The following is a 24,135-nucleotide window of genomic DNA, read 5'->3' on the forward strand; positions in this document are numbered from 1 at the left end:
ATCATATGTAATGACTATTGCAATAATCTCTGTTTCCAAATTTTATAATCTTGACTTTACTTAGATGATATTGATAATCGTTATCATATGCATATTTATAACAAGTAAAGGTTTGAATTCATGAAAAAGAAACTCTCTCTGCTTCCTTACCCCATACCTGGAATCGTATTGATTCTCTTATCCATAATCTTATTTAGCCAGCAGGTATCCGCCGCCAAAAAATTCAAAGTCGTCACCACGTTTACTATCATTCAGGATATAGCACAAAATGTAGCAGGTGATGCTGCAATTGTTGAATCAATTACTAAGCCGGGCGCTGAAATCCATGATTATCAGCCTACTCCCAAAGATATTATAAAATCTCAACATGCTGATTTGATCCTTTGGAATGGATTGAATCTGGAACGCTGGTTCGAACGTTTCTTTGAAAACCTCAAAGATGTGCCCGCCGTTGTCATTACTGAAGGCATTGTGCCACTACCTATTCGTGAAGGGCCTTACAATGGAAACCCTAACCCGCACGCCTGGATGTCACCCACCAACGCTTTGGTTTATGTTGAAAATATCCGCAAAGCATTGGTGAAGTATGATCCTGAAAATACAGAAATTTATAATAGGAATGCTAAAGCCTATGCTGAAAAAATCGCCCAACTGGATTCACCACTGCGAGAGCGTCTTTCCCGTATTCCACAGGATCAACGTTGGTTAGTCACCAGTGAAGGGGCTTTTAGCTATCTGGCTAAAGATTATCAATTTAAGGAAGTTTATCTGTGGCCAATCAATGCGGAAGAGCAAGGTTCACCACAACAAGTTCGTTATGTGATTGATACGGTAAGAGCCAATAAGATCCCGGTGGTGTTCAGCGAAAGTACCATTTCCGATAAACCAGCCAAACAAGTCAGTAAAGAAACCGATGCCCGCTATGGTGGCGTTCTTTATGTGGATTCACTCTCCGGCAGTGACGGGCCAGTACCCACTTATATTGATTTATTGAACAAAACGGTAGATACCATCGCAAAAGGATTTAATCAATGAATAGCAATATGCTGTTTGAACGTCCTCATTTAGTGGTTGATGACGCCACTGTGACTTATAACAACGGCCACACGGCTATTTATGACGCCAGTTTTTCTATCACCGGCGGTACTATCTGTGCATTGGTTGGTATTAATGGCAGTGGTAAGTCCACACTGTTTAAGACCATTATGGGGCTGGTAAACCCATCTCAAGGGAAAGTTACCCTGAGCGATATGCCTGTCAAAAGTGCGTTAAAGAAAAATATCATCGCCTATGTACCTCAAACAGAAGAAGTAGACTGGAACTTTCCGGTACTGGTTTCCGATGTCGTTATGATGGGCCGCTACGGCAAAATGGGGTTTTTGAGAATCCCAGGCAAAAAGGATCTCCAGGCTGTTGATGAAGCACTTGAACGTGTTGGCTTAACCGCTCTGCGCAACCGGCAAATTGGAGAGCTCTCTGGTGGGCAGAAAAAACGGGTTTTTCTTGCAAGAGCGCTGGCTCAGGAAGGAAAAGTTCTGTTACTGGATGAACCTTTTACCGGTGTTGATGTAAAAACAGAAAATGCCATCATTGACCTGCTGTGTGACTTACGTGATGAGGGTCATCTGGTTTTAGTCTCAACACACAACCTTGGCAGTGTGCCCGAATTCTGTGACCACGTTATCCTGATCAACCGAACTGTTCTGGCAAGTGGTCCGACAGCAACAACGTTCACCCAGAAGAATTTAGAGATGACTTTTGGTGGAGTACTTCGTCACATTAATTTATCCGGGCCGGAGTTACATAATGATGATGATCCACGTTCCCTGACGGTTATTACTGATGATGAACGTGCAGCGGTGTTTTACGGTCAAGACAACCATGTTCCACCGCGGCAAACCCAGCAAAAGGAGAAACATCAACCATGATAGAACTTTTGCTGCAACCTTTTCACTATAACTACATGGTGAAAGCTATCTGGGTCAGTGCCATTGTCGGTGCCGTTTGTGCCTTTCTCTCTGCCTATCTGATGCTAAAAGGCTGGTCACTGATGGGAGATGCGCTCTCTCACTCGGTTGTACCTGGTGTCGCCGGTGCTTACGCACTGGGTCTTCCTTATGCCGGTGGCGCTTTTTTTACCGGCATGCTGGCAGCGCTATCAATGACTCTGGTTCGCCATATCACTCGCTTACGTGAAGATGCGGTGATCGGGTTTATATTTTCTACTTTCTTTGCTGCCGGCTTATTGATCGTTTCTCTCAATCCCACATCCGTTAATGTACAAACCATTATCCTCGGCAATATCCTCGGTATCGCTGATGAAGATGTTCTCCAGGTTGAAATTATCATTGCGGTTTCATTTATCGTGTTGATGCTTATTTGGAAAGATTTGCTGGTTGTGTTCTTCGACGAAACCCATGCACGTTCTATTGGCTTATCGCCCTTACGGATGAAAATCATTTTTTTTACTTTACTGAGTGCCTGTACCGTTGCTGCCTTACAAACTGTCGGCGCTATTCTGGTCATTGCAATGGTAGTGACGCCAGGAGCAACCGCCTATTTGCTGACTGACCGTTTTAAACACTTACTGATAATTGCAGTGGCTATTGGTTCCCTGACCAGTGCGTTTGGTGCTTACTTAAGTTTCTTCCTTAATGGTGCCACCGGTGGTGTCATTGTCACGCTGCAAACCGTTATTTTCCTATTGGCGTTCTTCTTCGCACCAAAACACGGATTACTTGCTTCCCGTATACGTGCCAAAAAAGAATCCGCAGCATTGGCTAAGGAGACACTTCTATGAATCAGTTGATTCAATTAATCACTGAGCCGTTTATGTTTCCATTCATGCAACGGGCAATATTCGCAGCGATTATGACAGGCACAGTATGTGCGATACTCTCTTGTTACCTGGTACTTAAAGGGTGGTCGTTAATGGGAGATGCAATCTCTCACGCTGTATTACCGGGGATTGTACTGGCTTTCGCTGCCGGGGTGCCTCTGGCTATTGGCGCGTTCCTTTCTGGTATTTTTTGTGCTTTTGCAACAGGGTATCTGAAAGAACACAGCCGGATAAAAGAAGATACTGTGATGGGAATTGTCTTTTCCGGCATGTTTGCTCTTGGTTTAGTGCTTTTTGCCCGAATGGATACCGACCAACATCTCACTCATATTCTGTTTGGTAATATGCTGGGGATCACTAAAGATGAATTGAATCAAACATTATGGATTACCGGTATTACCATGGCGGTGGTACTGCTAAAACGTAAAGATTTCATGCTCTATTGTTTTGATCCAAACCAAGCGCGCGTAGTAGGGTTACCTGTTAAGTTTTTGCACTACGGTTTGCTTTGTTTACTGGCAATGACTATTGTCGCCTCCCTGCAAGCTGTGGGAATGATTCTGGTTATTGCGATGTTAATATCGCCGGGAATTATCGCTTTTATGCTATGTCGCAGTTTTGACCGAATGTTAATTGTCGCTACTGTTGCGTCGGTCAGTTCCTGTGTTCTTGGTACACTGATTAGTTTCCATATTGATGGTGCAACAGGGCCATGCATTGTTATTGTCCAGGCTATTTTCTTTACACTGGCACTGAGTTACAACCAGATAAAGCAGGCAAGAACGAAACTCAAACATAAAACCCATCAAGCTACTCTCCAAGTCTCCGACGAACCTAATTAATAACAAAAAGGGTTATATCTGTTTTAAGATATAACCCCGTTAATCATCTTTTTTACCGACTCATATATTTTCTCTGACTATAATTGTTCATTAAAGTGATTGACGATTTAGAGAGGTGAACCATGTGGCAGGCAGTAAATCGTTTGCTAAATGAATATTTCGGTGCTGCCGAGATTCACGATAAAACTGCGTTAACTGGAGGCGATATTCATCAAGCCTGGCAAGTCACTCATGGCAAACGGCAAGTTTTTGTCAAATCAAATCTGAAGGAAATGCTCCCTGTCTTCAAAGCAGAATCTGAACAACTTGAACTACTGACACGCAGTCAAACTATTCGTGTCCCAGGGGTTTATGGTGTTGGCTGTGATCGAGACTACAGTTTTCTGTTACTTGAATTTCTGCCTTTAAAATCTTTTAACCCACACAATGCTTATTGTTTCGGTCAACAATTGGCAAAACTTCATCAGTGGAGTGAGCAACCCCAATTCGGCTTTGATTTTGACAATATGCTGGCAACAACACCACAACCAAATGGTTGGCAACGACGTTGGCATCAGTTTTATGCAGAGAAACGAATTGGTTGGCAATTACAGATTGCAGCAGAAAAAGGCATGATATTTGGTGATATTGATAATATTGTTCGGGTCGTAAGTAACAAGCTTCAACATCACCAACCACAGCCCTCTCTCTTACATGGCGATCTCTGGCCAGCTAATTGCGCTTCTCTGGATGATCACGCTGTTGCTTTCGATCCTGCATGTTATTGGGGAGATCGTGAGTGTGATTTTGCTATGCTACCGTTGTACCCTGATTTACCAATGCAAATTTTTGATGGTTATCAGAGTGTGTGGCCACTGCCTGCCAATTTTATTGATCGACAACCTATATATCAGCTCTATTATTTGCTTAACCGTTGTAATCTGTTTGGTGGTGATAATTTTATTGCGGCGCAAGACATTATTGATGACATTATGCAATGAAGAAATAATTGGCTGCGGAAACGCTTCATTCCGCAGCCATCACCATCAGAAGATTTACCAGCCTAAAATTCCCAGTAGAAAATAAAAAATTGCACCGATAATTACCGGTGAAACATATAAAATATAAATCTGACTAAACAATGTATGGTGCGGAAGTTTGATTCTTGATTCAATCTGCTCTCTTGTCAGGCCACCATTATCTTTGACTCTTTCAAGAATCAACTGATCTTCAATATTTTCACGTACAAATTTCACTTGTCTATACATACGCTGACCTGATGCATTCATAGCAAGACCGACGAAAATAAGAAAATAAATAATCAGAAAGCTCATATTTTCCCCAGTGAAGCCAGCCAAACGAACAGGAGTTGGTGAATTTTTCCAGAAAAATTCCAAAAATGGCGTATTAAAACGCACCATTTCGGCCATCATTTTCAGAAAATCATCTAAAACAGCATTGATGCCATCACCTTTAATACCACGTAGCCAGGCAAGATTGATCACAGAAACGATAGTCGATAAAAGTGCCGGAATAAAAATCACCCAACCTAAGACTCGCTTAATAATAGCGAGATATCCGGCTTTTTGGTAAGTCATCGATACTCCTCATAGTAATAAATAGATTTTATTTTTGGCTAATCATAGCCCATCAATCATTAAATTTAACTTTATATTTAATTAACTAAGCATCTCTTACCCCATTCCCGACAAGAAGAAGATTTCATCTGCCGAGATTGCTACAATCAGCTTTCGCTAACTGTCTGACCAGTGGGAGATACTCATGTCTTTTCATTTACCAATAAAAGCAGTCATTTTTGATATGGACGGTTTACTGATTGACTCTGAACCATATTGGACCCAAGGAGAAAAAGAAGTATTCAGTGAATTAGGTCTGGATTTATCTTTGGCAAAGACACTACCAGATACTCTTGGGTTGCGTATTGACCATGTTGTTGAGCTATGGTACCAAGCTTCTCCGTGGCAAAGCGCATCAAAATCAGAAGTGGAACAGCGGATTATTGATCATGTTATCAGACAGGTAAAAGAAAACCGTCCCCTGCTCCCAGGTGCCGAATATGCTTTAAATCTTTGCCGTGAACAAGGATTAAAAATCGGGCTGGCCTCAGCTTCTCCACAATATATGTTGGAACAAGTACTTGAGATGTTCAAGTTGAGTCATTATTTTGATACTGTCGTTTCTGCTGCCAAATTACCCCACAGTAAACCCCATCCCGAAGTTTATTTGCTCGCTGCTGAACAACTGAGTGTTTCCCCCACAAATTGTGTGACTCTGGAAGATTCATTTAATGGAATGATAGCGACAAAAGCAGCAAGAATGCGTTCAATCGTTGTTCCAACAGTCCATCATTTTGATGATCTACGTTGGACATTAGCAGATATTAAACTACGCTCACTTGAACAATTAAGTGTAACAGATATCATCTGACTATAACTTTAGCTGCCATTATCTGTTTAAATGGCAGTTTCTAATTGCTCACATAGCCGCCTTAGCGTTTATTCCTTATTCTGTCAAATGGAAATCTAATTAAATATTAGCTTTATATATTAATAAATAAGATATTTTGCTTTTCACCCCCTATCTTACCCACATAAAACCCACTATACTTCGTCAACTGTATGGATAGACAGTTATCAGTCAGAGGAATTTATGACCGCAGAAGGGCATCTTTTATTTTCAGTTGCCAGTATTATTATGGCGCACAAACTTGAAATAACACCAGAAATAGCCAATGGTGACTGGTTGCATATGCTACCAGGCGTGCTGCTTACTGCATTGTTACCAGATATAGATCACCCAAATTCAACCTTGGGTAGATTATTCAGATTTATCTCAATTCCAATTGCCAAACTCTGTGGTCACAGAGGATTTACTCACAGTTTACTTGCTCTTGCATTAGGTATCGCTTTACTTTGGCTCAAAATACCAGAAGAGTGGCCTATACCAACCGATTTTTTCCATGCCATGATTATTGGTTATCTAAGTCATCTGGTAGCAGATATGCTGACTCCTGCTGGTGTGCCGTTATTATGGCCAATAAAGACACGTTTCCGCCTGCCTGTACTTGGCAAACAAGGAAACAAGAAAGCAGAAAGATTTATTTCTGCCTTGCTGATTGTCATTGCCGTTTTTCTGCCAGAACATATTGAATACTCTATACTTATTTACATAGATTACATCAAAAAACTGTACTTTTAATAACCTTTGAAAATATTTCAAGTGTTATAATCGCATAAAAATCAATCTTAATTGCCATGATGATTATATCAAATTCGATTTAATTATAAGAGCCGATAACCTTAGCTGGTACCATACTCTCAATTACTTGCTGTAGGGTATAAGTTTATAACTTAACTCGATTAATACAGCTTAACTCCCTCAATAATTAAAATCTGGAGTTTGTGGATGAACTTACCATTAATTCTAAATGTGCTCGTTTTCGCAGCACTGCTTTTACTATTGTCAAAAGCCAGCTCACACCAATGGAGTCTGTCAAAAAAGGTTCTTTTCGGCCTTGCCATTGGCGTTATTTTTGGTCTGGCGCTACAACTGACTTATGGAGCTGATAATACCATACTGAAAGAATCAATCTCATGGTTCAATATTGTAGGTAACGGCTATGTACAACTTCTGCAAATGGTGATTATGCCGCTGGTATTTGCGTCTATTCTAAGCGCTGTTGCCAGATTGCATAAAGCATCTTCTCTGGGAAAAATCAGTTTTCTGACCATTGGCAGCCTGCTGTTCACTACGATGATCGCAGCGCTGATCGGTATCATTATTACTAACCTATTCGGTCTGACGGCTGAAGGTCTGGTGCAGGGAACTCAAGAAACAGCACGTCTGTCGGCTATCGAAAATAACTACATCGGCAAAATCTCTGATTTGTCTGTGCCACAGTTAATTTTATCTTTTATTCCTAAAAACCCATTTGCCGATTTAGCCGGTGCTAATCCAACGTCTGTTATCAGCGTTGTTATTTTTGCAACCTTCCTGGGGGTTGCCGCACTGCAAATGCTGAAAGATGACCGCGAACGTGGTGAACGTGCACTAGCTGCTATCGATATTATGCAAGCATGGGCAATGAAACTGGTTCGCCTGGTTATGCGCCTGACGCCATATGGTGTTATGGCTCTAATGACCAAAGTCGTTGCCAACTCCAATATCCACGAAATTGTGAAACTGGGCAGCTTTGTTATCGCATCCTACGTCGCACTGGCGTTGGTATTTGTTGCTCACGGGTTTCTGCTCTCTCTCACCGGTATCAATCCACTTAAATTTTTCAAAAAAATCTGGCCGGTATTGACCTTTGCATTCACTAGCCGTTCAAGTGCAGCCAGTATCCCACTGAACGTTGAAACCCAGACACTCCGTATCGGTGTACCGGAATCTATCGCCAGTTTCTCAGCATCTTTCGGCGCAACAATTGGTCAGAATGGTTGTGCCGGGATTTATCCGGCCATGTTGGCAGTCATGGTTGCGCCGACAGTAGGCATAAACCCATTTGATCCTGTATGGATTGCAACACTGGTTGGTATTGTGACTATCAGCTCCGCCGGTGTCGCTGGTGTGGGCGGCGGTGCCACATTTGCCGCACTGATTGTCTTACCCGCAATGGGATTACCTGTAACGCTAATTGCCCTGCTGATTTCTGTTGAGCCTCTTATTGATATGGGCCGTACCGCGCTGAATGTGAGTGGTTCAATGACCGCCGGTACAATTACCAGCCAGTTAATGGGACAAACTGATAAAACTATCTTCAATCAGGAAGAAGAAATTGAATTAAACCAGCTATGATTTGAATTTCAAAAATCATAAAAAAAGCCGAAGAATACATCATTCTTTGGCTTTTTTATTTTATTCACAATATTATTTATTCAGGTATTGCCCACTACGCAGAGCTTCAATACGTTTGTCTAATGGTGGGTGAGACAGAAACAGCTCACTGAACGTCTTGGATTTACCATTAATACAGAATGCCATCATACTGCCTTCTTCCTGCGGTTCATAACTGGTTTTAAGACGCTGTAAAGCAGCAATCATCTTCTCACGGCCTACCAACTTAGCAGAACCTGCATCTGCATGGAATTCGCGGTAACGGGAGAACCACATGGTGATAATACTTGCCAGAATACCGAATACGATTTCCAGCACCATTGAAACAACCATGTAAACGATCGGGTTACCAGAAGAGTTACCCTCTTCTTCATTATTATTGCCAGACAGAAAACCTGATACAACCTGAGCCAACAGACGGGAAATGAAGATAACGAAAGTATTGACTATCCCTTGCAGCAAAGTCATCGTCACCATATCACCATTAGCGATATGGCTAATCTCATGGGCAATAACGGCTTCCGCTTCTGCCCTGCTCATATTATCCAACAGGCCAGTACTAACAGCGACCAGAGAAGCATTACGACGAGCGCCGGTAGCGAAGGCATTAATGTCAGGTGCAGCATAAATCGCAACCTGTGGCATCGTAATATTGACCTGCTCCGCCTGACGGCGAACAGTTTCAACTAACCAATGTTCGACTTCATTTGCTGGCTGTTCGATGACCTGACCACCAACAGAACGCAAGGCCATCCATTTGGACATCAGCAAGGAAATAAACGACCCACCGAAACCGAACAGGCCAGCCATAATCATTAAACCTTGTACGCTACTTCCCTGAATTCCTGTCAGAGAAAGTATTATCCCAAACACCAACATAACAGCGAGGTTAGTGAGGAGGAACAAAGCAATTCGCATCATAAAAACCGGCTTCCTTTATTAATAATCAATGCACTTTCAGAGTTAATCTATAAATAAGGCTGTTCTTGCTATATTCAAGGCTTTTAACTCCTCAAGCGATAAAATCAACACAACTTTACAAAATTATAAAAAAACCGGTATCAGCCTAACACCAATTGGTTAAGCAAAATACTCCGATACCCGGTAACAAAGAGAAAATGTGAAACAACTCATCCTCCTGAAAAGAGAAGACACCTCAAAAAGCACCATTTATACAGAGATTAAAAACCCAATACAGCGTTCACTCAAAACATCTAAAGTGAACGGTATTGGACATCGTTAACGGGCTATTTAAAAATGACTCTACTTAGATTTAGCTAACATTTTCTCAGCAGGTTGGTGAGCCAAATCAAGTGCAATTTTCACTGATTCATCAAGATAGGGATCCGGACCCTGATAATCTTTAGGTAAATCATCCAGTGAAGTTAACAGCTTTTTACCCTCTCGTTTAAAGCGATCATTAATCCGGTTCAGTTTTAAAGCATCATCTTCCTTGTTCTCTTTATCTCTTTGTACATAGTTAAGAGAAACCATATTTTTATGCTTTTTCATTGCCTTATAGTGTGCAATGTCCTCATTGATATATTTGAACTCTGGATCATCCGCGATGCGGGCACTATGAGCTACATTCAACGGAGGAACTAACCCGGCAATAACTTTAGATCCAGTATAACGGGCAGGAGGAACGCTATCCCAAGGTAAAGCATTATCTTCAAAACTTTCCCCTGTTTCTGCCGGATCAATCCCCGTTGGCATCACAATATCAGGTGTAACACCTTTACGTTGGGTGCTACCGCCATTCACACGATAAAATTTCTGAATTGTATATTGAACAGAACCCAGTGACGGCCAATCAGGGCGCATCATTTGATCGTAAATACGACTCAAAGAACGATATTGCTGAACCGTACCTTTACCAAACGTTGGCTCACCAACAATCAGCGCCCGCCCATAATCCTGCATTGCTGCGGCAAAAATCTCAGAAGCAGAAGCACTAAAACGGTCTACCAAGACAACCAAAGGCCCTTTATAGTACACCACCTCATCAGTATCAGAATCTTGACGGATTTTCCCATTATTATCCCTGACTTGCACAACCGGGCCACTTGGGAGAAACAGGCCAGACAAAGAAACCGCTTCTGTCAGTGCACCACCGCCATTACCACGCAGATCAATGACAATAGCACTGACATGCTGTTTAGTCAGTTTTTGCAATTGAGTTTTAACATTATCAGTCAAGCCAACGTAAAAACCTGGGATATCAAGAACGCCCACTTTTTCCTTACCCATTGTCTTGACTGACATCTTCACAGCCCGATCTTCCAGACGGATCTGTTCACGAGTCAACGTGATAGTACGTGGTTTTGCCCCTTTGGTATCAGAAATAACCTCAAGCCGTACTTTACTGCCTTTAGGGCCTTTAATCAGTGCAACCACATCATCCAGACGCCAGCCAATGATATCCACCATGGACTTCCCTGACTGAGCGACACCGATAATTTTATCACCCACGTTTAACGCTTTGCTTTTGGCGGCAGGTCCACCGGCAACCATCGAATTTATGACGGTATAATCATCATCTATCTGTAAAACAGCACCAATTCCTTCCAGGGAAAGACTCATCTCTGAGTTAAACTGTTCAGTATTGCGTGGTGAAAGATAATTGGTATGAGGATCGATTTCACGAGCAAACGCCGCCATAATCAATTGGAAAACATCTTCACTCTGACTTTGTGTCAGGCGTTTTAACGCAGACTGATAGCGCTTGGTCAGCACTTGTTTAATTTCTTTATCGTCTTTACCGGTGAGTTTGAGATTGAGCCAATCATATTTGACTTTAGTATCCCAAAGTTTATTTAACTCTTCGATATTCTGCGGCCAAGGCGCTTTGGAACGATCAACATCCATTGTATCGTTACCATCAAAATTCATTGGCTGTTCAAGACGAGATAACGCGTACTGATATCGCTCAAAGCGACGTTTTTGCAACAAATTAAACAGATCATACGGGATTTCCAGATTCCCGTTTTCCAATTCCTTGCCTAACAATTTTTTCCTATCAGCATATTGAGCTATATCTGACGCCAGTAATACGTTATGGCTGTAATCCAGTATATTAAGGTAGCGGTCAAATATTTTTGCTGAAAAATCACCATTTAAATTAAATTGACGATAATGAGAGCGAATGAAGCGGGATGTTACCCGCTCGCTCACTGTTGAATGCTGAGGCTCTTGCTTCAATACAGGCAGTTGTTCAATACCAACAGGAACAGCCGTTGGACTGTTTGTATCTGCATAACAAGTACCAAAAATTGAAACGCCTAAGACAAAAGCCAGTCTGACGAATATGTTCATGCCCTGGTTGGCCTCCGTATCAGAACTGTAAATGTTCTGCGCGTACAATCATCGCTAAACCGGAAGGCAATTGTACCCGTACACCGTCTTTGGCGATTTCAAGCACAGAAGCATCCATCGAGCTTTTACCCACTCTTACTTTAATTTCCTGACCAATTTTCAGCGATGAAACATCAGCGATCTGAGTCGGTGCAGGTTGAGCAGGTTGAGCCGCCAGTTTACGTGCTTGCTGAGAGCGATTTTGTTGGCGTGGTTGCCGTTTTTCCCCTTCAGTTTTATTGGCACGACGACGAGGCGCTGGCTTTTTGGCTACAGGCCGTTCATTTTTTTCACCGGCCGCAGCATTTTCAGCTTCACGTTTTTTAGCTCTTTGCTCTGCACGCTGTGCCTGAACCCGTGCTTTGGCTTCAGTCAGTTGCTGGAGAGCGTGTTCAATGTGTTCCGCTTCCAGTTCACCACATGAATTACCATCAAGGTCAACACGCTGCGCGCCCTCTTTAACACCATACAGGTAACGCCAACTTGATGTGTACAGACGCAAAGCAGAGCGCAATTGTGTTTTACTTAAACACTCTTCGTCCTGGATACGTTCAACGATATCCTGAAAAATACCGATCTTTAAAGGACGAGCTTCACCTTCAGCTACGAAACAGAGCGGGAAACGCTCGGCTAAAAAAGCAATAATTTCTTTACTACTATTCAACTTAGGTTGATTTTCCATGAAATTTCCTGATTACAACGGTTTTGCCAACCAGCATAGGCATGAACTGGCGTCATTATAATAGCGTTGCTGATAAATGCACGTTATCCATATGTTAAGTTACGTTCAATTCAACATATTTCGGCACAACGCACTGTTCTAAATGAGCACAAAGCCCATCAATAAGGGCTTGTAAGCCAAATTCGTCTTTTTCGTCGAATCTATTAAAAATCGTACTATCAATATCCAACACACCAATGATTCTATCGTTTACAATCAATGGCAACACAATTTCAGCGTTACTGGCAGCATCACAAGCAATATGACCGGGGAATGCATGAACATCATCAACACGCTGAATACGCTTTTCTGATACAGCAGTTCCACATACCCCCTTGCCAACCGGTATTCTCACACAGGCGACTTTTCCCTGAAATGGTCCCAGAACCAACGTATCACCATCAATCAGGTAAAAACCGACCCAGTTAACGTCATGCAAGCGTTCATACAACAATGCACTGGCATTAGCGAACGTCGCTATTAAGTCAAACTCACCAGACAACAGAGCTTTTAAGTCCGCTGCAAGCTCCCGATAGAACTCATTTTTATTCATATTGACCTATCCGATGAAATTTACAAAACGCATCTCTATTTTTTATATCAAAAAAATATCAGATGCCCATAACAATAAGGTTAACAGCCTGTCACACTGACGTAAATTTTTTACTGTCTTTAATAAGATATTCTTTATTATATTTATTGAACATGGGTAAAGGCTAGTGAGATATCACACCTCTTACCAAAACATTAAAAAGTGTAGCCAGTATGAATATGATTCACTGTAAGCACCTCAATGCCCTCACGCAATAAAAATCAGACTGAATTATTCCGCAATTATAAAGATCAATTATCTGATAACCGTACCAATCATTAGTTTCTTTCATTTTAGAGTTAACGCTTCATGAAGTAAAAAAACAAAACATTCAAACAATTTATCCGTAGAATTATTGCACTACCCCTTTATCGTTAACACTTTCAGCGCCCATGACCACACCAAATAAATATTTCCTACTGAATGTGGAAAAGGTCAAAGAATAGCGCAGACGAAAAAAGCAATATGACGAGAGTAAGTTTTAGAACAGATAATTATAACAGCAATATCATCTACCGATAATACAGCATGGAAAATATTATTACTGGCAATCTCAGTCATTTGATCTATTCTCAAATGATGGCCTTACTGGTCGTACCTGTTAACTAAAAGCTAAGGAACCATCATGAATCAGACAAAGTTAAGAATTTCCAGCTACGAAATCGATGATGCTATTTTGTCTTCACCTACCGAAGAAAACGACACGACCATTAGCATCCCTTGTAATTCTGACCACGAGCTTTGTATGCAGCTGGATGGGTGGGATGAACATACCAGTATTCCCGCCTTACTAAACGATAAGCACATTCTGCTATACAGGCAACATTATGACAGACAAAAACATGCATGGGTTATGAGGGTGGTCTGATGTCTAAAAAACTTTTGACAAAAAAAGGCCGAGTTGACTCCTCTACTCGGCCTAGGGAAAATGGCTCTTAAAGAGCCGTGCGCTAAAAGTGTCATTGAGACGTAAACAACTTACAGTTTAAAGCGTAGCTGACATACGGCATTTTACCAACTTTTTGGGTAATAAATAGCCAAACATCATACTACCGCTTAACTCAATGGCATTATTTTTTATCACACAATGCTAAAGCTGCTTGCTGGAATGGCTCTATACTCATTTTTTGAGCCGGATTTTTGCGATCATTCAATAGAATAATATCCAAAGACTTCGCATTCACTTTCCCTACCCTCATCATCTCTGTGGCTATATCATTCAATGGGTATTGCACTAACGTACTTGGATTAATCACAAACAGAGCCTGATTTGCTCTGCAATTCAACATCACTTCTTCCCGTGTAAATGCCCATTTATCACCAAACTGTAGCTTACTCACCGTTTCAATAGGTGCAGCAATACTTTGAAAAGAGAGAGAAAACAAGGGAAGTAATAAAAATAAACGTTTCATAATAGTTACCAATGTAGATATAAGAACAAGAAAAGCAGATTCATTCTTACGCACTACCTGTACACTCCGATTTCTGCACGGCGTCCGTATTCACTCTATATTCTATTATCAGACACAGACCGCCCCAATAACCCCTACTGAAACAGGGGATGAATCAAGAAAATCAAACCGGCTGGTAAGTAGCGAAAACAGCAACACAGAATAAAGCCAGCGCTCCAAGCATAATTTCAACCCAACTATTGATAACTAACAATTGATAGCGGCCAGGTTGCCTCAATTTAGGAACCAGAATATAGCGATTAATTAGTGCAAGTACCACCATACCCGCCACCAGTGCTATCTTTAGCCATAGCATTAATTGATATTCACTGCCACTATATTCCGGCCAATCGGGGAGCAAAATCAAGCTACTTATGATACCTGTAGCAATAATAAGAATTACTGCAATATGACCATACGCGGAAAAACGCATCATAGAAATCATGATCTGTTTATCCAGCCCTACAGCCAATTTACTTTGTATACGCCAAAATTGCAGGCACAACAAAAATGGCCATAATCCACCAAACCAATATCCAACACTCAATAAGTGAATTACCTGATTAATCTGGTGAAAAACACCGGTCATCCCATTATGTATTACCGAATGGCCGATAAGAGCATGACAAGACAGTAAAATGGCAGAGAGAATTAACATAGTAACATTTCTGGTTTTTTGGTTATTGATAAACAATAACCCTGTAGCAACTATTGAAACCAGTATTTGCCATTGCCAAACTTTGCCAAAAGTTGTTCCCAGTACTGCCAGCCAGATTTCCAGATTATAAGTATCTTGCCAACCATCCCCCATTATCCCCGCTTGCATCGCCAACCAGCCAATTGCCGTTATGAATGCCACAATCGTGCTGATAATTACCCCCAAACGGAGACGGGTATCAATCAGAACAGATAAACGATTGGGAACCAACATGGCAGTAAATATGCTGAAGCCAAACATCAGCATGACTGCCACGAAATGAGTGAAGCGACAAAGGATATACAGAGCGGCCAGAGACATAATTACTTAACTGTAAAGCTATAGACGCCTTTAGTCTTATGCCCATCAACAGAGACTACGCTCCAGTCAACATCATATTTACCCGCCACAAGGTTATCTTCGACTGGAAGAATAAGTTTTGTATTGGTTGCCGGATCAAGCTTCAATTTACCCGTTTTTATAGGCTTATTTTCCGGGCCAGTCACTTTTACTTTACTGAAATTCAGCTCAATACCTTCTGAAAAACTCAAAGTAATTACCTGTGGTGTATTTTCTACTGTCGTATCTTCGGCTGGAATTTGTTCTGTTAAATGCGCATGGGCTAAAGCTTGCTGACAAGACATGCCGACAAAAAGAACCACTAAAGCCGATAATTTTCGGCAAAAAGAGTGAATTTCGCTAATAGCCATAAATGACCTCTTAATTTTCAGATGAATTTCTATAAATTGATATCATCTTATATCAAAAGGATTATTTTATCCGCGATAACTTACAATGAGAATTTCGTCTTGTGAACTATCGCGCAAAAATAAAGGAAAACCGCAGTATTAACCTTAAACATCTAAAGCTATTGTCAGCTACTGCGGCTAATCCATTCTATTCAATCAGACAGGATTTGCAGCAGCCAGAGCTTTTAGATCTTTATCCAGGAAGAAGAGCGCCTTACCATCCTCGCCAACCATATCCAGTTTATCAAGGATAGATTTGAACAACTTCTCTTCTTCGTGCTGTTCTGCTACATACCATTGCAGAAAGTTAAAAGTAGAATAATCCTGCGTAGTTATCGCCAAATGGGCAAGTCTATTAATTTCAGCAGTAATGAACTTCTCATGCTCATAAGTTTTCTTAAGTACATGAGATATGGATTCATAATCAGCAGAAGGCGCATCAATCTGTCCCAAACGTGGCATCGCACCAGTATCACTCAGATAATCAAATAAGCGATGCATATGCTGCATTTCTTCCTGAGCGTGTGATTTAAAAAACGCGGCGGCACCCGCTAATCCTTTATCACCGCACCATGCACTCATTTGCAGATATAAATTCGCAGAATAGAACTCCAGATTCATCTGCTCATTTAATTTATTAACCACTTCTTGATTTAACATAATAGGCACTCCAGTTATTAATTTACCTGTATTATTCCAACTATATTAAAATAATAAAACCCAATAAGCAAAAATAAATAAAATATACGTATGACATTGAAATAAATATATATTTTTAAAAAACACAAATAGAAATGAATCTCATTTAATATATTTAAATGGAAATGAATTTTATTTACAAAATAACACTCACTGAGAAATTTTTATATTTAATGATAATGAATATTATTTATATTTATAAAATAATCAATTCAGCCCTTGCCAGAAAAGCGAGTCTGGATTAACTTTATCGCTTTATGAATTTGGGTTTCAATTCAGCGAGACACTTATGGGACATAATCTGGCCGGCCTTTCTACTGAGAACATGGATAAAGTCAATGTTGATTTGGCGGCATCGGGTGTAGCTTTTAAAGAACGTTACAATATGCCGGTACTTCCTGACACCGTCGAACAGGAACAACCCACACACCTTAGGGAATATTTTCAACAACGTTTGGTGCATTATCGCCAGTTATCCAAACAATTTTCCCGTTTACCTTACGAGCCAAAAAACCGCTGATCATCTAATGAGAATGGATAACCACCGGATAACCGGTGGTTATATCAAATTATTGCTCTGCAAACTTATCCGTTGCATTAATCAGATGATGTAAAATACCCGGTTCGTCAAATGAGTGTCCTGCTCCCTCAATGATGTGTAATTCTGCTTCCGGCCATGCTTGAGCCAAATCCCAGGCATTTTGCACCCGGCAAGCCATATCATATCGGCCATGAATGATGACTGCCGGAATATTCCTTATAACGTCAATGTTATTCAACAATTTCTGATCGTCATTCATAAAACCCTCATTGATAAAATAGTGGTTCTCAATTCGGGCAAACGCCAAAGCAAACTCATCTTCTGCGAAAGATTCCGCGCTCTCTGAAGGAAGCAATGTTACCGTCTCTCCTTCCCACAAACTCCAGAGGCGAGCGGCTTCTAATTGAACCTGACGATCATCACTAGTCAGCCGCTTATTATATGCACCGATAATATCCTTTCGCTCTTCCTCCGACAAAATAGATATCGTTCGTTGCCATTTGTCGGGAAAAAAATTAGAAGCGCCATCCTGATAATACCAGTGCAACTCCTGCGGCCTCAGCAAGAAAATCCCCCGAAGAATTAATTCAGAAACTCGTTGAGGGTGAGTCTGAGCGTAAACTAAAGATAAAGTGGAACCCCATGAACCACCAAATACCAGCCACTTTTCCACCCCCATTAATTGACGCAAGCACTCAATGTCTTCAACTAAATGCCAGGTAGTATTATTTTCCAGACTGGCATGAGGTTTTGAACGCCCACAGCCACGCTGATCAAATAACATGACATGATATTTCTTCAGGTCAAATAGCCGACGATGATAACAGGCAATACCACCGCCCGGTCCACCATGAATAAATACGGCAGGCTTACCGTTAGGATTACCACATAATTCCCAATAGATTTGATGACCATCACCTGTGTCCAAATAACCAGAACGGTAAGCTTCACAAGCAGGATATAATTTTTTTAATTCTGACATAACATTTCCTTTACTGGCTAACACCAAATCGGGTGTCCATCTAATGACGGGTAGAGATAACTATCAGAAAATGTTATTTCAATTCACTATAGCTAATCGTATTTTGCTGACAATCAACAACAACACGGTAATCTTTGTCACGCTTAGAACCACGAACAGTAAGGGGAACTTTTAATATATCTTTATCACCAGTGATATTTTCTGCATTTATCCACGCCACAGGTGTCGATGTCCCCAATTGCTTTTTATCTTCTGACCAACGGTTGATACGGTTTTGCAGAAAATCACGTTTTACCTGAGCGGCAATTTGCGACTTGGTTAAATTATCGCAAGAGACAAACTTATCAACACGTTTGCCCTCTGACACAGCAGATGCTGCGAATGAGACAGTGAACAAAAGTGCAGCGCCTGATAGGACAACTCTCTTAATGATGTGACATGCTTTCATACTACCTCCTGTTAATATCTCAAACTAAGAGATTAAATATGGAACTAACCTAACATGCCAAGTGAAATAAATGTATGATTATTGTTAAATAAATAATTTAATTATGTTGATTTTTCATCATCAAACATCACATTTACCTGCTCTTTTGTGCGATGCTGTTCGCGAATCTCTTGAGCAACCAACCCAATGGCTTCCCCACTACTCATTCCCTCAGCCATTAGTTGCTGAATTTTCTCCACTGCCAGTTGCTGTTCCTGATGAGATAAGGTTGGCATACTTGAAAACATGATAATAACCTCTGAATAAACTGATCGACGCCGAAGAGTATAGCGATTTTATCTCAGGTAAGGAGTGGATTTCTATGTTAATCTCTGGGGATGAAAATCAATGCCAACTCTCGCGTTACAACTGTTAAAACCAACACCATAATGAGTACTTCACTGCAAAAACGACAATTACCTTATCAATCAGACGCTGCCATCAACTATTTCGCGCCGATTTCAAGCCAGCCTTGGGCAATGCTGCTCCATTCGGGTTCTGCGAACCATCCCCATAACCGGTTTGATATTCTGGTTGCAGAACCACTGATAACCCTTCTCAATCATGAGAAATCAACCGCAATAAATGAACGTGGTGATACTTATATTACTGAGGAAGATCCCTTTTATCTGTTAAAAAAACAGCTGGAGAAATTAAATATCACAGCAAATTTTGATCCTGATTTGCCATTTCAGGGAGGGGCACTGGGTCTATGGGGATATGATCTTGGGCGTTGTATCGAAAAATTACCGTCACAAGCCAAAAATGAGTTGTCATTTCCAGATATGGCAATAGGCATTTATGACTGGGCGCTGATTGTTGATCATCATAAAAAACAGGTGACTTTATTCAGCTACAGTGATGCTGATGCACGCCTGAACTGGCTTATATCCCGCCAGGCTTCGCCAAAAACGACTTTTACGCTGACCAGCGAGTGGCAGTCAAATATGAGTGCAGAGCAATATCATGAAAAGATTAGCTGTATTCATGACTATCTATTAGACGGCGATTGTTATCAAGTCAATTTGGCACAGCGATTTTGCGCTGATTACCGGGGAGATGAATGGCAAGCATTCATAAAACTGAATAAGAGCAATTGCGCACCTTTTTCTGCCTTTATTCGTTTACCGGAAAACAGTGTCATCAGTGTCTCTCCTGAACGTTTCCTACTCCTGGAAAATAATCAAATCCAGACTCGTCCAATTAAAGGAACATTACCGCGCTTAAATGACGCAAAAAAGGATGCATTACAAGCTGAAAAACTGGCGGCATCAAAAAAAGACCGGGCCGAAAACCTGATGATCGTCGATTTATTACGTAATGATATTGGCCGGGTAGCCACACCGGGCTCAGTTAAAGTTCCTGAATTATTTGTCGTTGAACAATTCCCTGCCGTTCACCATCTGGTCAGCACAATTACCGCAGCATTACCAAATGAACAGCATGCCACAGACTTACTGCGCGCCTGTTTTCCTGGAGGTTCTATCACTGGTGCTCCTAAAATCAGAGCAATGGAAATAATAGAAGAGCTTGAGCCCCATCGCCGGCATGGATATTGTGGTTCAATTGGCTATATTAGCTTTTGTGGCACGATGGACAGTAATATCACCATTCGCACCCTCTTGACCGAAAAAGAAAAAATATATTGCTGGGCAGGTGGCGGAATTATTGCCGACAGTATTGCTGAAAAAGAGTATCAGGAAACATTTGATAAGTTGAATCGTATTTTGCCGCAACTGGGGAAAATAAAATCGATATGATGCCACTCTCTGATTTCATTAACAGATTTCAGTTACAACTGCCATCATCCCCTAAACGGCTTGCAAATAACACCCGCCATGCTGCGGTGTTATTGCCGATCATCTGCAAGCCGAAACCAACACTATTACTAACCCAGCGCTCCACCACATTACGCTCACACGCCGGCCAAGTGGCCTTTCCCGGTGGAGTTGCTGATCCCGAAGACAAATCAATCATCGCTACAGCACTGCGGGAAGCAGAAGAAGAAGTCAACATACCCCATCAGAAAGTTCAAGTTTTGGGGCAACTCATGCCCTTGGACAGCATTAGCGGTTATCTGGTGACCCCCATTGTCGGGTTATTACCCCCGGAATTGTCTTTCCACAGCAACCCAACAGAAGTGTCCAGTATCTTCGAAGTCCCTTTAGCTGAAGCGCTTTCACTTTCAAATTATCATTATCTTGATGTTAACCGCCGTGGTCAGCAACATCGCATCTATTTTTACTGGTATCAGAAGCGACTCATCTGGGGCCTGACAGCCGCTATCATTCACCAATTAGCTCAACAGGTTCAAGTTTGATCCAAATCATGAGAAATCATCAACCTGTGTTTTTTCTATCCATTTTTGTCACGGTTGCTATCATATTTCAAAAAAAACTGTAAACTGCCTTATCAACACGACTAAATCACAGTAAAGTAGCGTCCCCCAATATATATAACTATATCTCTATCTTTTTTAAGGAGTCTGGCGTGATTAGCGTTTTCGACATGTTTAAGGTCGGTATTGGCCCATCTAGTTCTCATACGGTTGGCCCGATGAAAGCCGGCAAACAGTTTGTCGACGATCTGGTAAACCAGGGCTTAATGCCTTCTATCACGCGTGTAGCCGTCGATGTTTACGGCTCACTCTCATTAACCGGCAAAGGTCATCATACGGATATCGCCATTATCATGGGTCTGGCAGGTAATTTGCCGGCTACCGTTGATATTGATTCAATCCCCGGTTTTATTCGTGATGTAGAGCAAACTCAGCGTATTAAGCTGGCCAATGGCTTACATGAAGTCGATTTCCCCCATGATAGCGGCATGGTTTTCCGTAGTGATAACCTGTCATTACATGAAAACGGTATGCAAATTCATGCATTCGCGGGAGACAAAAAAGTTTATAGCAAAACCTACTACTCGATTGGTGGTGGTTTTATTGTTGATGAAGAGCATTTTGGTAAACCCTCTCAGGATATCAAACCTGTTTCATATCCATTCAATTCAGCAAAAGAACTGCTGATGAATTGTAATAAAACCGGGCTATCTATCTCCGGTTTAATGATGAAAAACGAACTGGACCTCCACAGTAAAGAAGAAATTAACGCTTATTTTGCTGATGTCTGGGGTACCATGCAGGCTTGTATTGAGCGTGGTCTGAACACCGAAGGCGTTTTACCTGGCCCATTACGTGTGCCACGCCGTGCGGCGGCATTACATCGTATGCTGACCTCGTCAAACAACCTGTCTAATGATCCAATGAATGTCGTGGATCTGGTGAACATGTTCGCCCTGGCAGTCAATGAAGAAAATGCCGCAGGTGGGCGTGTTGTTACCGCACCAACCAATGGCGCTTGTGGCATTGTTCCTGCCGTACTCGCTTATTACAACCATTGCATTGAGCCTGTGACACCAGAGCTGTATATCCGCTATTTCTTGGCATCTGGCGCTATCGGCATTCTGTATAAAATGAATGCCTCTATATCTGGAGCTGAAGTGGGTTGTCAAGGGGAAGTTGGTGTTGCCTGTTCAATGGCCGCAGCCGGCCTTGCAGAACTGCTAGGTGGTAGTGCTGAACAAGTCTGTATTGCCGCTGAAATCGGCATGGAACATAACCTCGGCCTTACCTGTGACCCGGTTGCAGGCCAGGTACAGGTGCCTTGTATTGAACGCAATGCAATTGCTTCAGTAAAAGCCATCAACTCTAGCCGCATGGCTTTGCGCCGTACCAGTGAACCACGTGTTTCTCTCGATAAAGTCATTGAAACCATGTACGAAACAGGCAAAGACATGAATGCTAAATATCGTGAAACATCCCGTGGCGGTCTGGCGATTAAAGTTCAGTGTGATTAATCAAATAAATAACCTGTTTTTTGATCAGTAACGTCTTCTACAATCAAAATATCCCTATGTTGTAGTAGGGATATTTTTTAGCAAAACCCCTCAATGATCACTTTTCGATCGGAAAAGATGAATATATTTTTAATTTTTAACTAATAAGATGTTACCGGAAACAGAATAAATAACTAAAAATAAGTAAATTACAGATAATTATAGATTAATTTTTCAATATTCAGCTTATTAAATTGTTTTATGGTTAACATTTTCATCTATTTCATTTTTTCTGACTGACAGCAATTTTCCTCAGGTATTTCTGATGTTACTCTAGCAGCCTATTTTTTCAGTCAATAAGAGATAAAGTCTAAATCAAGTCAAATATTCAGGTATCACATTGATAAAAGGTTGTTATTCGTACAAACATGCTTTTTATTGGAGGAATGATTCATCAAAATAATTGGAGTAACTTTGTAATAATCCTACGTTTATATTGTTAACAGAGGGGAAAACAGGTGAGTATAGCCATTATGATTGGCACACATGGAGCTGCGGCTGAACAACTGCTTCGTACCGCAGAGATGTTAATTGGGGAACAGGAAAATGTTTCTTATATTGACTTCGTTCCTGGTGAAAATGCCGATACTTTATTTGAAAAATACAGCAATAAACTTGCAGCACTTAACACAAAGCAAGGTGTACTGTTCCTTGTTGATACATGGGGAGGAAGTCCATTCAATGCAGCTAATCGTATCGCTGTAGATAAAGAGAATTATGAGATCATCACCGGGGTTAACGTTCCGATGTTGGTTGAAACCTTTATGTGCCGGGATGATGGCCCATCGTTGACAGAACTGGTTTCTGTTGCCCTGGAAACAGGAAAAGAAGGCATTCGGGCCCTGAAAACGGAAGAGCCTCAAAAAGCCGAACCCGCCAAACCGGTAACGCCTGCTGCTGTTCCTTCATTTACCCCATCAACGGGTGGTCATATGAAAATAACCCTGGCCCGGATTGATGACCGTCTTATTCATGGTCAGGTCGCGACTCGTTGGACAAAAGAGACCAATGTAAAACGGATTATTGTCGTCAGTGATGAAGTTGCTGCCGATACGGTCCGCGCCACCTTGCTAAAACAAGTTGCTCCGCCGGGTCTCAGTGCTCACGTTGTTGACGTTGCCAAATGTGTTCGTGTTTATAACAACCCTAAATACGCTAATGAGCGTGTTATGTTGCTATTTACAAATCCAACGGATGTTTTACGTCTGGTCGAAGATGGTGTTGATATCACATCTGTAAACATCGGTGGAATGGCATTCCGTCAAGGAAAAACTCAAATTAACAACGCAATATCCGTTGATGAAACCGATATTGTGGCCTTCAAAAAACTGGATGAACGTGGCATTGAGCTTGAAGCCCGCAAAGTTGCCAGTGACAGCCGTCTGCAAATGATGGATCTGCTCCAGAAGGTTAAAAACGAAAAACAAACCAGAGCAATTTAACTATTACTC

General features: G+C 41.5%; 26 protein-coding genes. 14 read left to right on the forward strand and 12 right to left on the reverse strand.

The features are described 5' to 3' along the window. The first annotated feature begins 120 nt into the window (after window positions 1–120). From ACGF7G_RS04495 to ACGF7G_RS04515, 5 genes are all read left to right on the forward strand, one after another. Entirely contained in the window at window positions 121–1,035 is a 915-nt protein-coding gene (locus ACGF7G_RS04495; protein ID WP_133812777.1) for a metal ABC transporter substrate-binding protein, read from the forward strand. Beyond that, a complete protein-coding gene (locus ACGF7G_RS04500) occupies window positions 1,032–1,928 on the forward strand; it encodes a manganese/iron ABC transporter ATP-binding protein (protein WP_133812776.1) in 897 nt (298 codons plus the stop codon). The genes ACGF7G_RS04495 and ACGF7G_RS04500 overlap by 4 nt, the downstream gene beginning before the upstream one ends. Next, window positions 1,925–2,800, forward strand: a complete 876-nt coding sequence (locus ACGF7G_RS04505; protein ID WP_387463805.1) for a metal ABC transporter permease — start codon at window positions 1,925–1,927, stop codon at window positions 2,798–2,800. Before ACGF7G_RS04500 ends, ACGF7G_RS04505 begins: the two co-directional genes overlap by 4 nt. After that, entirely contained in the window at window positions 2,797–3,681 is an 885-nt protein-coding gene (locus ACGF7G_RS04510) for a metal ABC transporter permease (protein WP_387463807.1), read from the forward strand. The genes ACGF7G_RS04505 and ACGF7G_RS04510 overlap by 4 nt, the downstream gene beginning before the upstream one ends. Before the next feature lie 122 nt (window positions 3,682–3,803). Beyond that, window positions 3,804–4,661, forward strand: a complete 858-nt coding sequence (locus ACGF7G_RS04515) for a fructosamine kinase family protein (RefSeq protein WP_387463809.1) — start codon at window positions 3,804–3,806, stop codon at window positions 4,659–4,661. Window positions 4,662–4,715: 54 nt separating this feature from the next. On the opposite strand, the gene ACGF7G_RS04520 is transcribed toward ACGF7G_RS04515, so the two are convergent. Then, window positions 4,716–5,258: a YniB family protein gene (locus ACGF7G_RS04520; RefSeq protein ID WP_133812772.1), complete on the reverse strand. Its 543-nt coding sequence runs from the start codon at window positions 5,256–5,258 to the stop codon at window positions 4,716–4,718. Between the two features lie 184 nt (window positions 5,259–5,442). Here ACGF7G_RS04520 and hxpB point away from each other — a divergent pair, with 184 nt between their 5' ends. The 3 genes from hxpB to ACGF7G_RS04535 all read left to right on the forward strand — a co-directional run bounded on the left by hxpB (window position 5,443) and on the right by ACGF7G_RS04535 (window position 8,478). Continuing rightward, entirely contained in the window at window positions 5,443–6,108 is a 666-nt protein-coding gene (gene hxpB, locus ACGF7G_RS04525) for a hexitol phosphatase HxpB (protein WP_387463811.1), read from the forward strand. 222 nt (window positions 6,109–6,330) lie between these two features. Continuing rightward, a complete protein-coding gene (locus ACGF7G_RS04530) occupies window positions 6,331–6,879 on the forward strand; it encodes a metal-dependent hydrolase (protein WP_387463813.1) in 549 nt (182 codons plus the stop codon). 207 nt (window positions 6,880–7,086) lie between these two features. Further along, window positions 7,087–8,478, forward strand: coding sequence for an L-cystine transporter (locus tag ACGF7G_RS04535; protein WP_387463815.1), 1,392 nt, complete (start codon window positions 7,087–7,089; stop codon window positions 8,476–8,478). Window positions 8,479–8,550: 72 nt separating this feature from the next. Here the strand turns inward: ACGF7G_RS04535 and htpX are convergent, their stop codons facing one another. The 4 genes from htpX to ACGF7G_RS04555 form a co-directional block, all read right to left on the reverse strand. Continuing rightward, a complete protein-coding gene (gene htpX, locus ACGF7G_RS04540; protein WP_046975986.1) occupies window positions 8,551–9,438 on the reverse strand; it encodes a protease HtpX in 888 nt (295 codons plus the stop codon). A 342-nt stretch (window positions 9,439–9,780) separates the two neighbouring features. After that, on the reverse strand, window positions 9,781–11,832 hold the full coding sequence (gene prc / locus ACGF7G_RS04545; RefSeq protein WP_387463816.1) for a carboxy terminal-processing peptidase: 2,052 nt from the start codon (window positions 11,830–11,832) through the stop codon (window positions 9,781–9,783). 19 nt (window positions 11,833–11,851) lie between these two features. Then, window positions 11,852–12,553, reverse strand: a complete 702-nt coding sequence (proQ, locus tag ACGF7G_RS04550; protein WP_387463818.1) for an RNA chaperone ProQ — start codon at window positions 12,551–12,553, stop codon at window positions 11,852–11,854. A 94-nt stretch (window positions 12,554–12,647) separates the two neighbouring features. After that, window positions 12,648–13,145: a GAF domain-containing protein gene (locus ACGF7G_RS04555; RefSeq protein ID WP_133812766.1), complete on the reverse strand. Its 498-nt coding sequence runs from the start codon at window positions 13,143–13,145 to the stop codon at window positions 12,648–12,650. Window positions 13,146–13,809: 664 nt separating this feature from the next. Between ACGF7G_RS04555 and ACGF7G_RS04560 the strand changes: the two genes are divergently transcribed. After that, on the forward strand, window positions 13,810–14,052 hold the full coding sequence (locus ACGF7G_RS04560) for a DUF1480 family protein (RefSeq protein ID WP_133812765.1): 243 nt from the start codon (window positions 13,810–13,812) through the stop codon (window positions 14,050–14,052). A 202-nt stretch (window positions 14,053–14,254) separates the two neighbouring features. Here the strand turns inward: ACGF7G_RS04560 and ACGF7G_RS04565 are convergent, their stop codons facing one another. From ACGF7G_RS04565 to ftnA, 4 genes are all read right to left on the reverse strand, one after another. Continuing rightward, on the reverse strand, window positions 14,255–14,596 hold the full coding sequence (locus ACGF7G_RS04565; protein WP_387463819.1) for a YebY family protein: 342 nt from the start codon (window positions 14,594–14,596) through the stop codon (window positions 14,255–14,257). 163 nt (window positions 14,597–14,759) lie between these two features. Continuing rightward, entirely contained in the window at window positions 14,760–15,653 is an 894-nt protein-coding gene (copD, locus tag ACGF7G_RS04570) for a copper homeostasis membrane protein CopD (protein WP_387463820.1), read from the reverse strand. Window positions 15,654–15,655: 2 nt separating this feature from the next. Then, window positions 15,656–16,042, reverse strand: coding sequence for a CopC domain-containing protein YobA (yobA, locus tag ACGF7G_RS04575; protein WP_387463821.1), 387 nt, complete (start codon window positions 16,040–16,042; stop codon window positions 15,656–15,658). A gap of 195 nt (window positions 16,043–16,237) precedes the next feature. Next, window positions 16,238–16,741 (reverse strand): non-heme ferritin, encoded by a 504-nt coding sequence (gene ftnA / locus ACGF7G_RS04580; RefSeq protein ID WP_133812761.1) that lies wholly within the window; start codon window positions 16,739–16,741, stop codon window positions 16,238–16,240. A 328-nt stretch (window positions 16,742–17,069) separates the two neighbouring features. On the opposite strand from ftnA, the gene ACGF7G_RS04585 reads away from it, so the two are divergent. Further along, a complete protein-coding gene (locus ACGF7G_RS04585; protein WP_387463822.1) occupies window positions 17,070–17,300 on the forward strand; it encodes a DNA polymerase III subunit theta in 231 nt (76 codons plus the stop codon). Window positions 17,301–17,349: 49 nt separating this feature from the next. On the opposite strand, the gene pip is transcribed toward ACGF7G_RS04585, so the two are convergent. The 3 genes from pip to ACGF7G_RS04600 all read right to left on the reverse strand — a co-directional run bounded on the left by pip (window position 17,350) and on the right by ACGF7G_RS04600 (window position 19,038). Next, a complete protein-coding gene (gene pip / locus ACGF7G_RS04590; RefSeq protein ID WP_387463824.1) occupies window positions 17,350–18,303 on the reverse strand; it encodes a prolyl aminopeptidase in 954 nt (317 codons plus the stop codon). Window positions 18,304–18,376: 73 nt separating this feature from the next. After that, window positions 18,377–18,751 (reverse strand): protein YebF, encoded by a 375-nt coding sequence (yebF, locus tag ACGF7G_RS04595; RefSeq protein WP_133812758.1) that lies wholly within the window; start codon window positions 18,749–18,751, stop codon window positions 18,377–18,379. A gap of 101 nt (window positions 18,752–18,852) precedes the next feature. Then, window positions 18,853–19,038 (reverse strand): YoaH family protein, encoded by a 186-nt coding sequence (locus ACGF7G_RS04600; protein ID WP_021324233.1) that lies wholly within the window; start codon window positions 19,036–19,038, stop codon window positions 18,853–18,855. A 141-nt stretch (window positions 19,039–19,179) separates the two neighbouring features. Here ACGF7G_RS04600 and pabB point away from each other — a divergent pair, with 141 nt between their 5' ends. The 4 genes from pabB to manX all read left to right on the forward strand — a co-directional run bounded on the left by pabB (window position 19,180) and on the right by manX (window position 24,126). Next, entirely contained in the window at window positions 19,180–20,550 is a 1,371-nt protein-coding gene (gene pabB, locus ACGF7G_RS04605) for an aminodeoxychorismate synthase component 1 (protein WP_387463827.1), read from the forward strand. Continuing rightward, window positions 20,547–21,110, forward strand: a complete 564-nt coding sequence (locus ACGF7G_RS04610; RefSeq protein WP_387463829.1) for a CoA pyrophosphatase — start codon at window positions 20,547–20,549, stop codon at window positions 21,108–21,110. Before pabB ends, ACGF7G_RS04610 begins: the two co-directional genes overlap by 4 nt. Window positions 21,111–21,280: 170 nt before the next feature. Continuing rightward, window positions 21,281–22,645, forward strand: coding sequence for an L-serine ammonia-lyase (locus ACGF7G_RS04615; protein WP_387463831.1), 1,365 nt, complete (start codon window positions 21,281–21,283; stop codon window positions 22,643–22,645). A gap of 497 nt (window positions 22,646–23,142) precedes the next feature. Further along, on the forward strand, window positions 23,143–24,126 hold the full coding sequence (gene manX, locus ACGF7G_RS04620) for a PTS mannose transporter subunit IIAB (RefSeq protein ID WP_387463832.1): 984 nt from the start codon (window positions 23,143–23,145) through the stop codon (window positions 24,124–24,126). Window positions 24,127–24,135: the final 9 nt, after the last annotated feature.

It is taken from the genome of Photorhabdus sp. RM323S (assembly GCF_042879375.1).
Classification (GTDB): Bacteria; Pseudomonadota; Gammaproteobacteria; order Enterobacterales; family Enterobacteriaceae; genus Photorhabdus; species Photorhabdus tasmaniensis.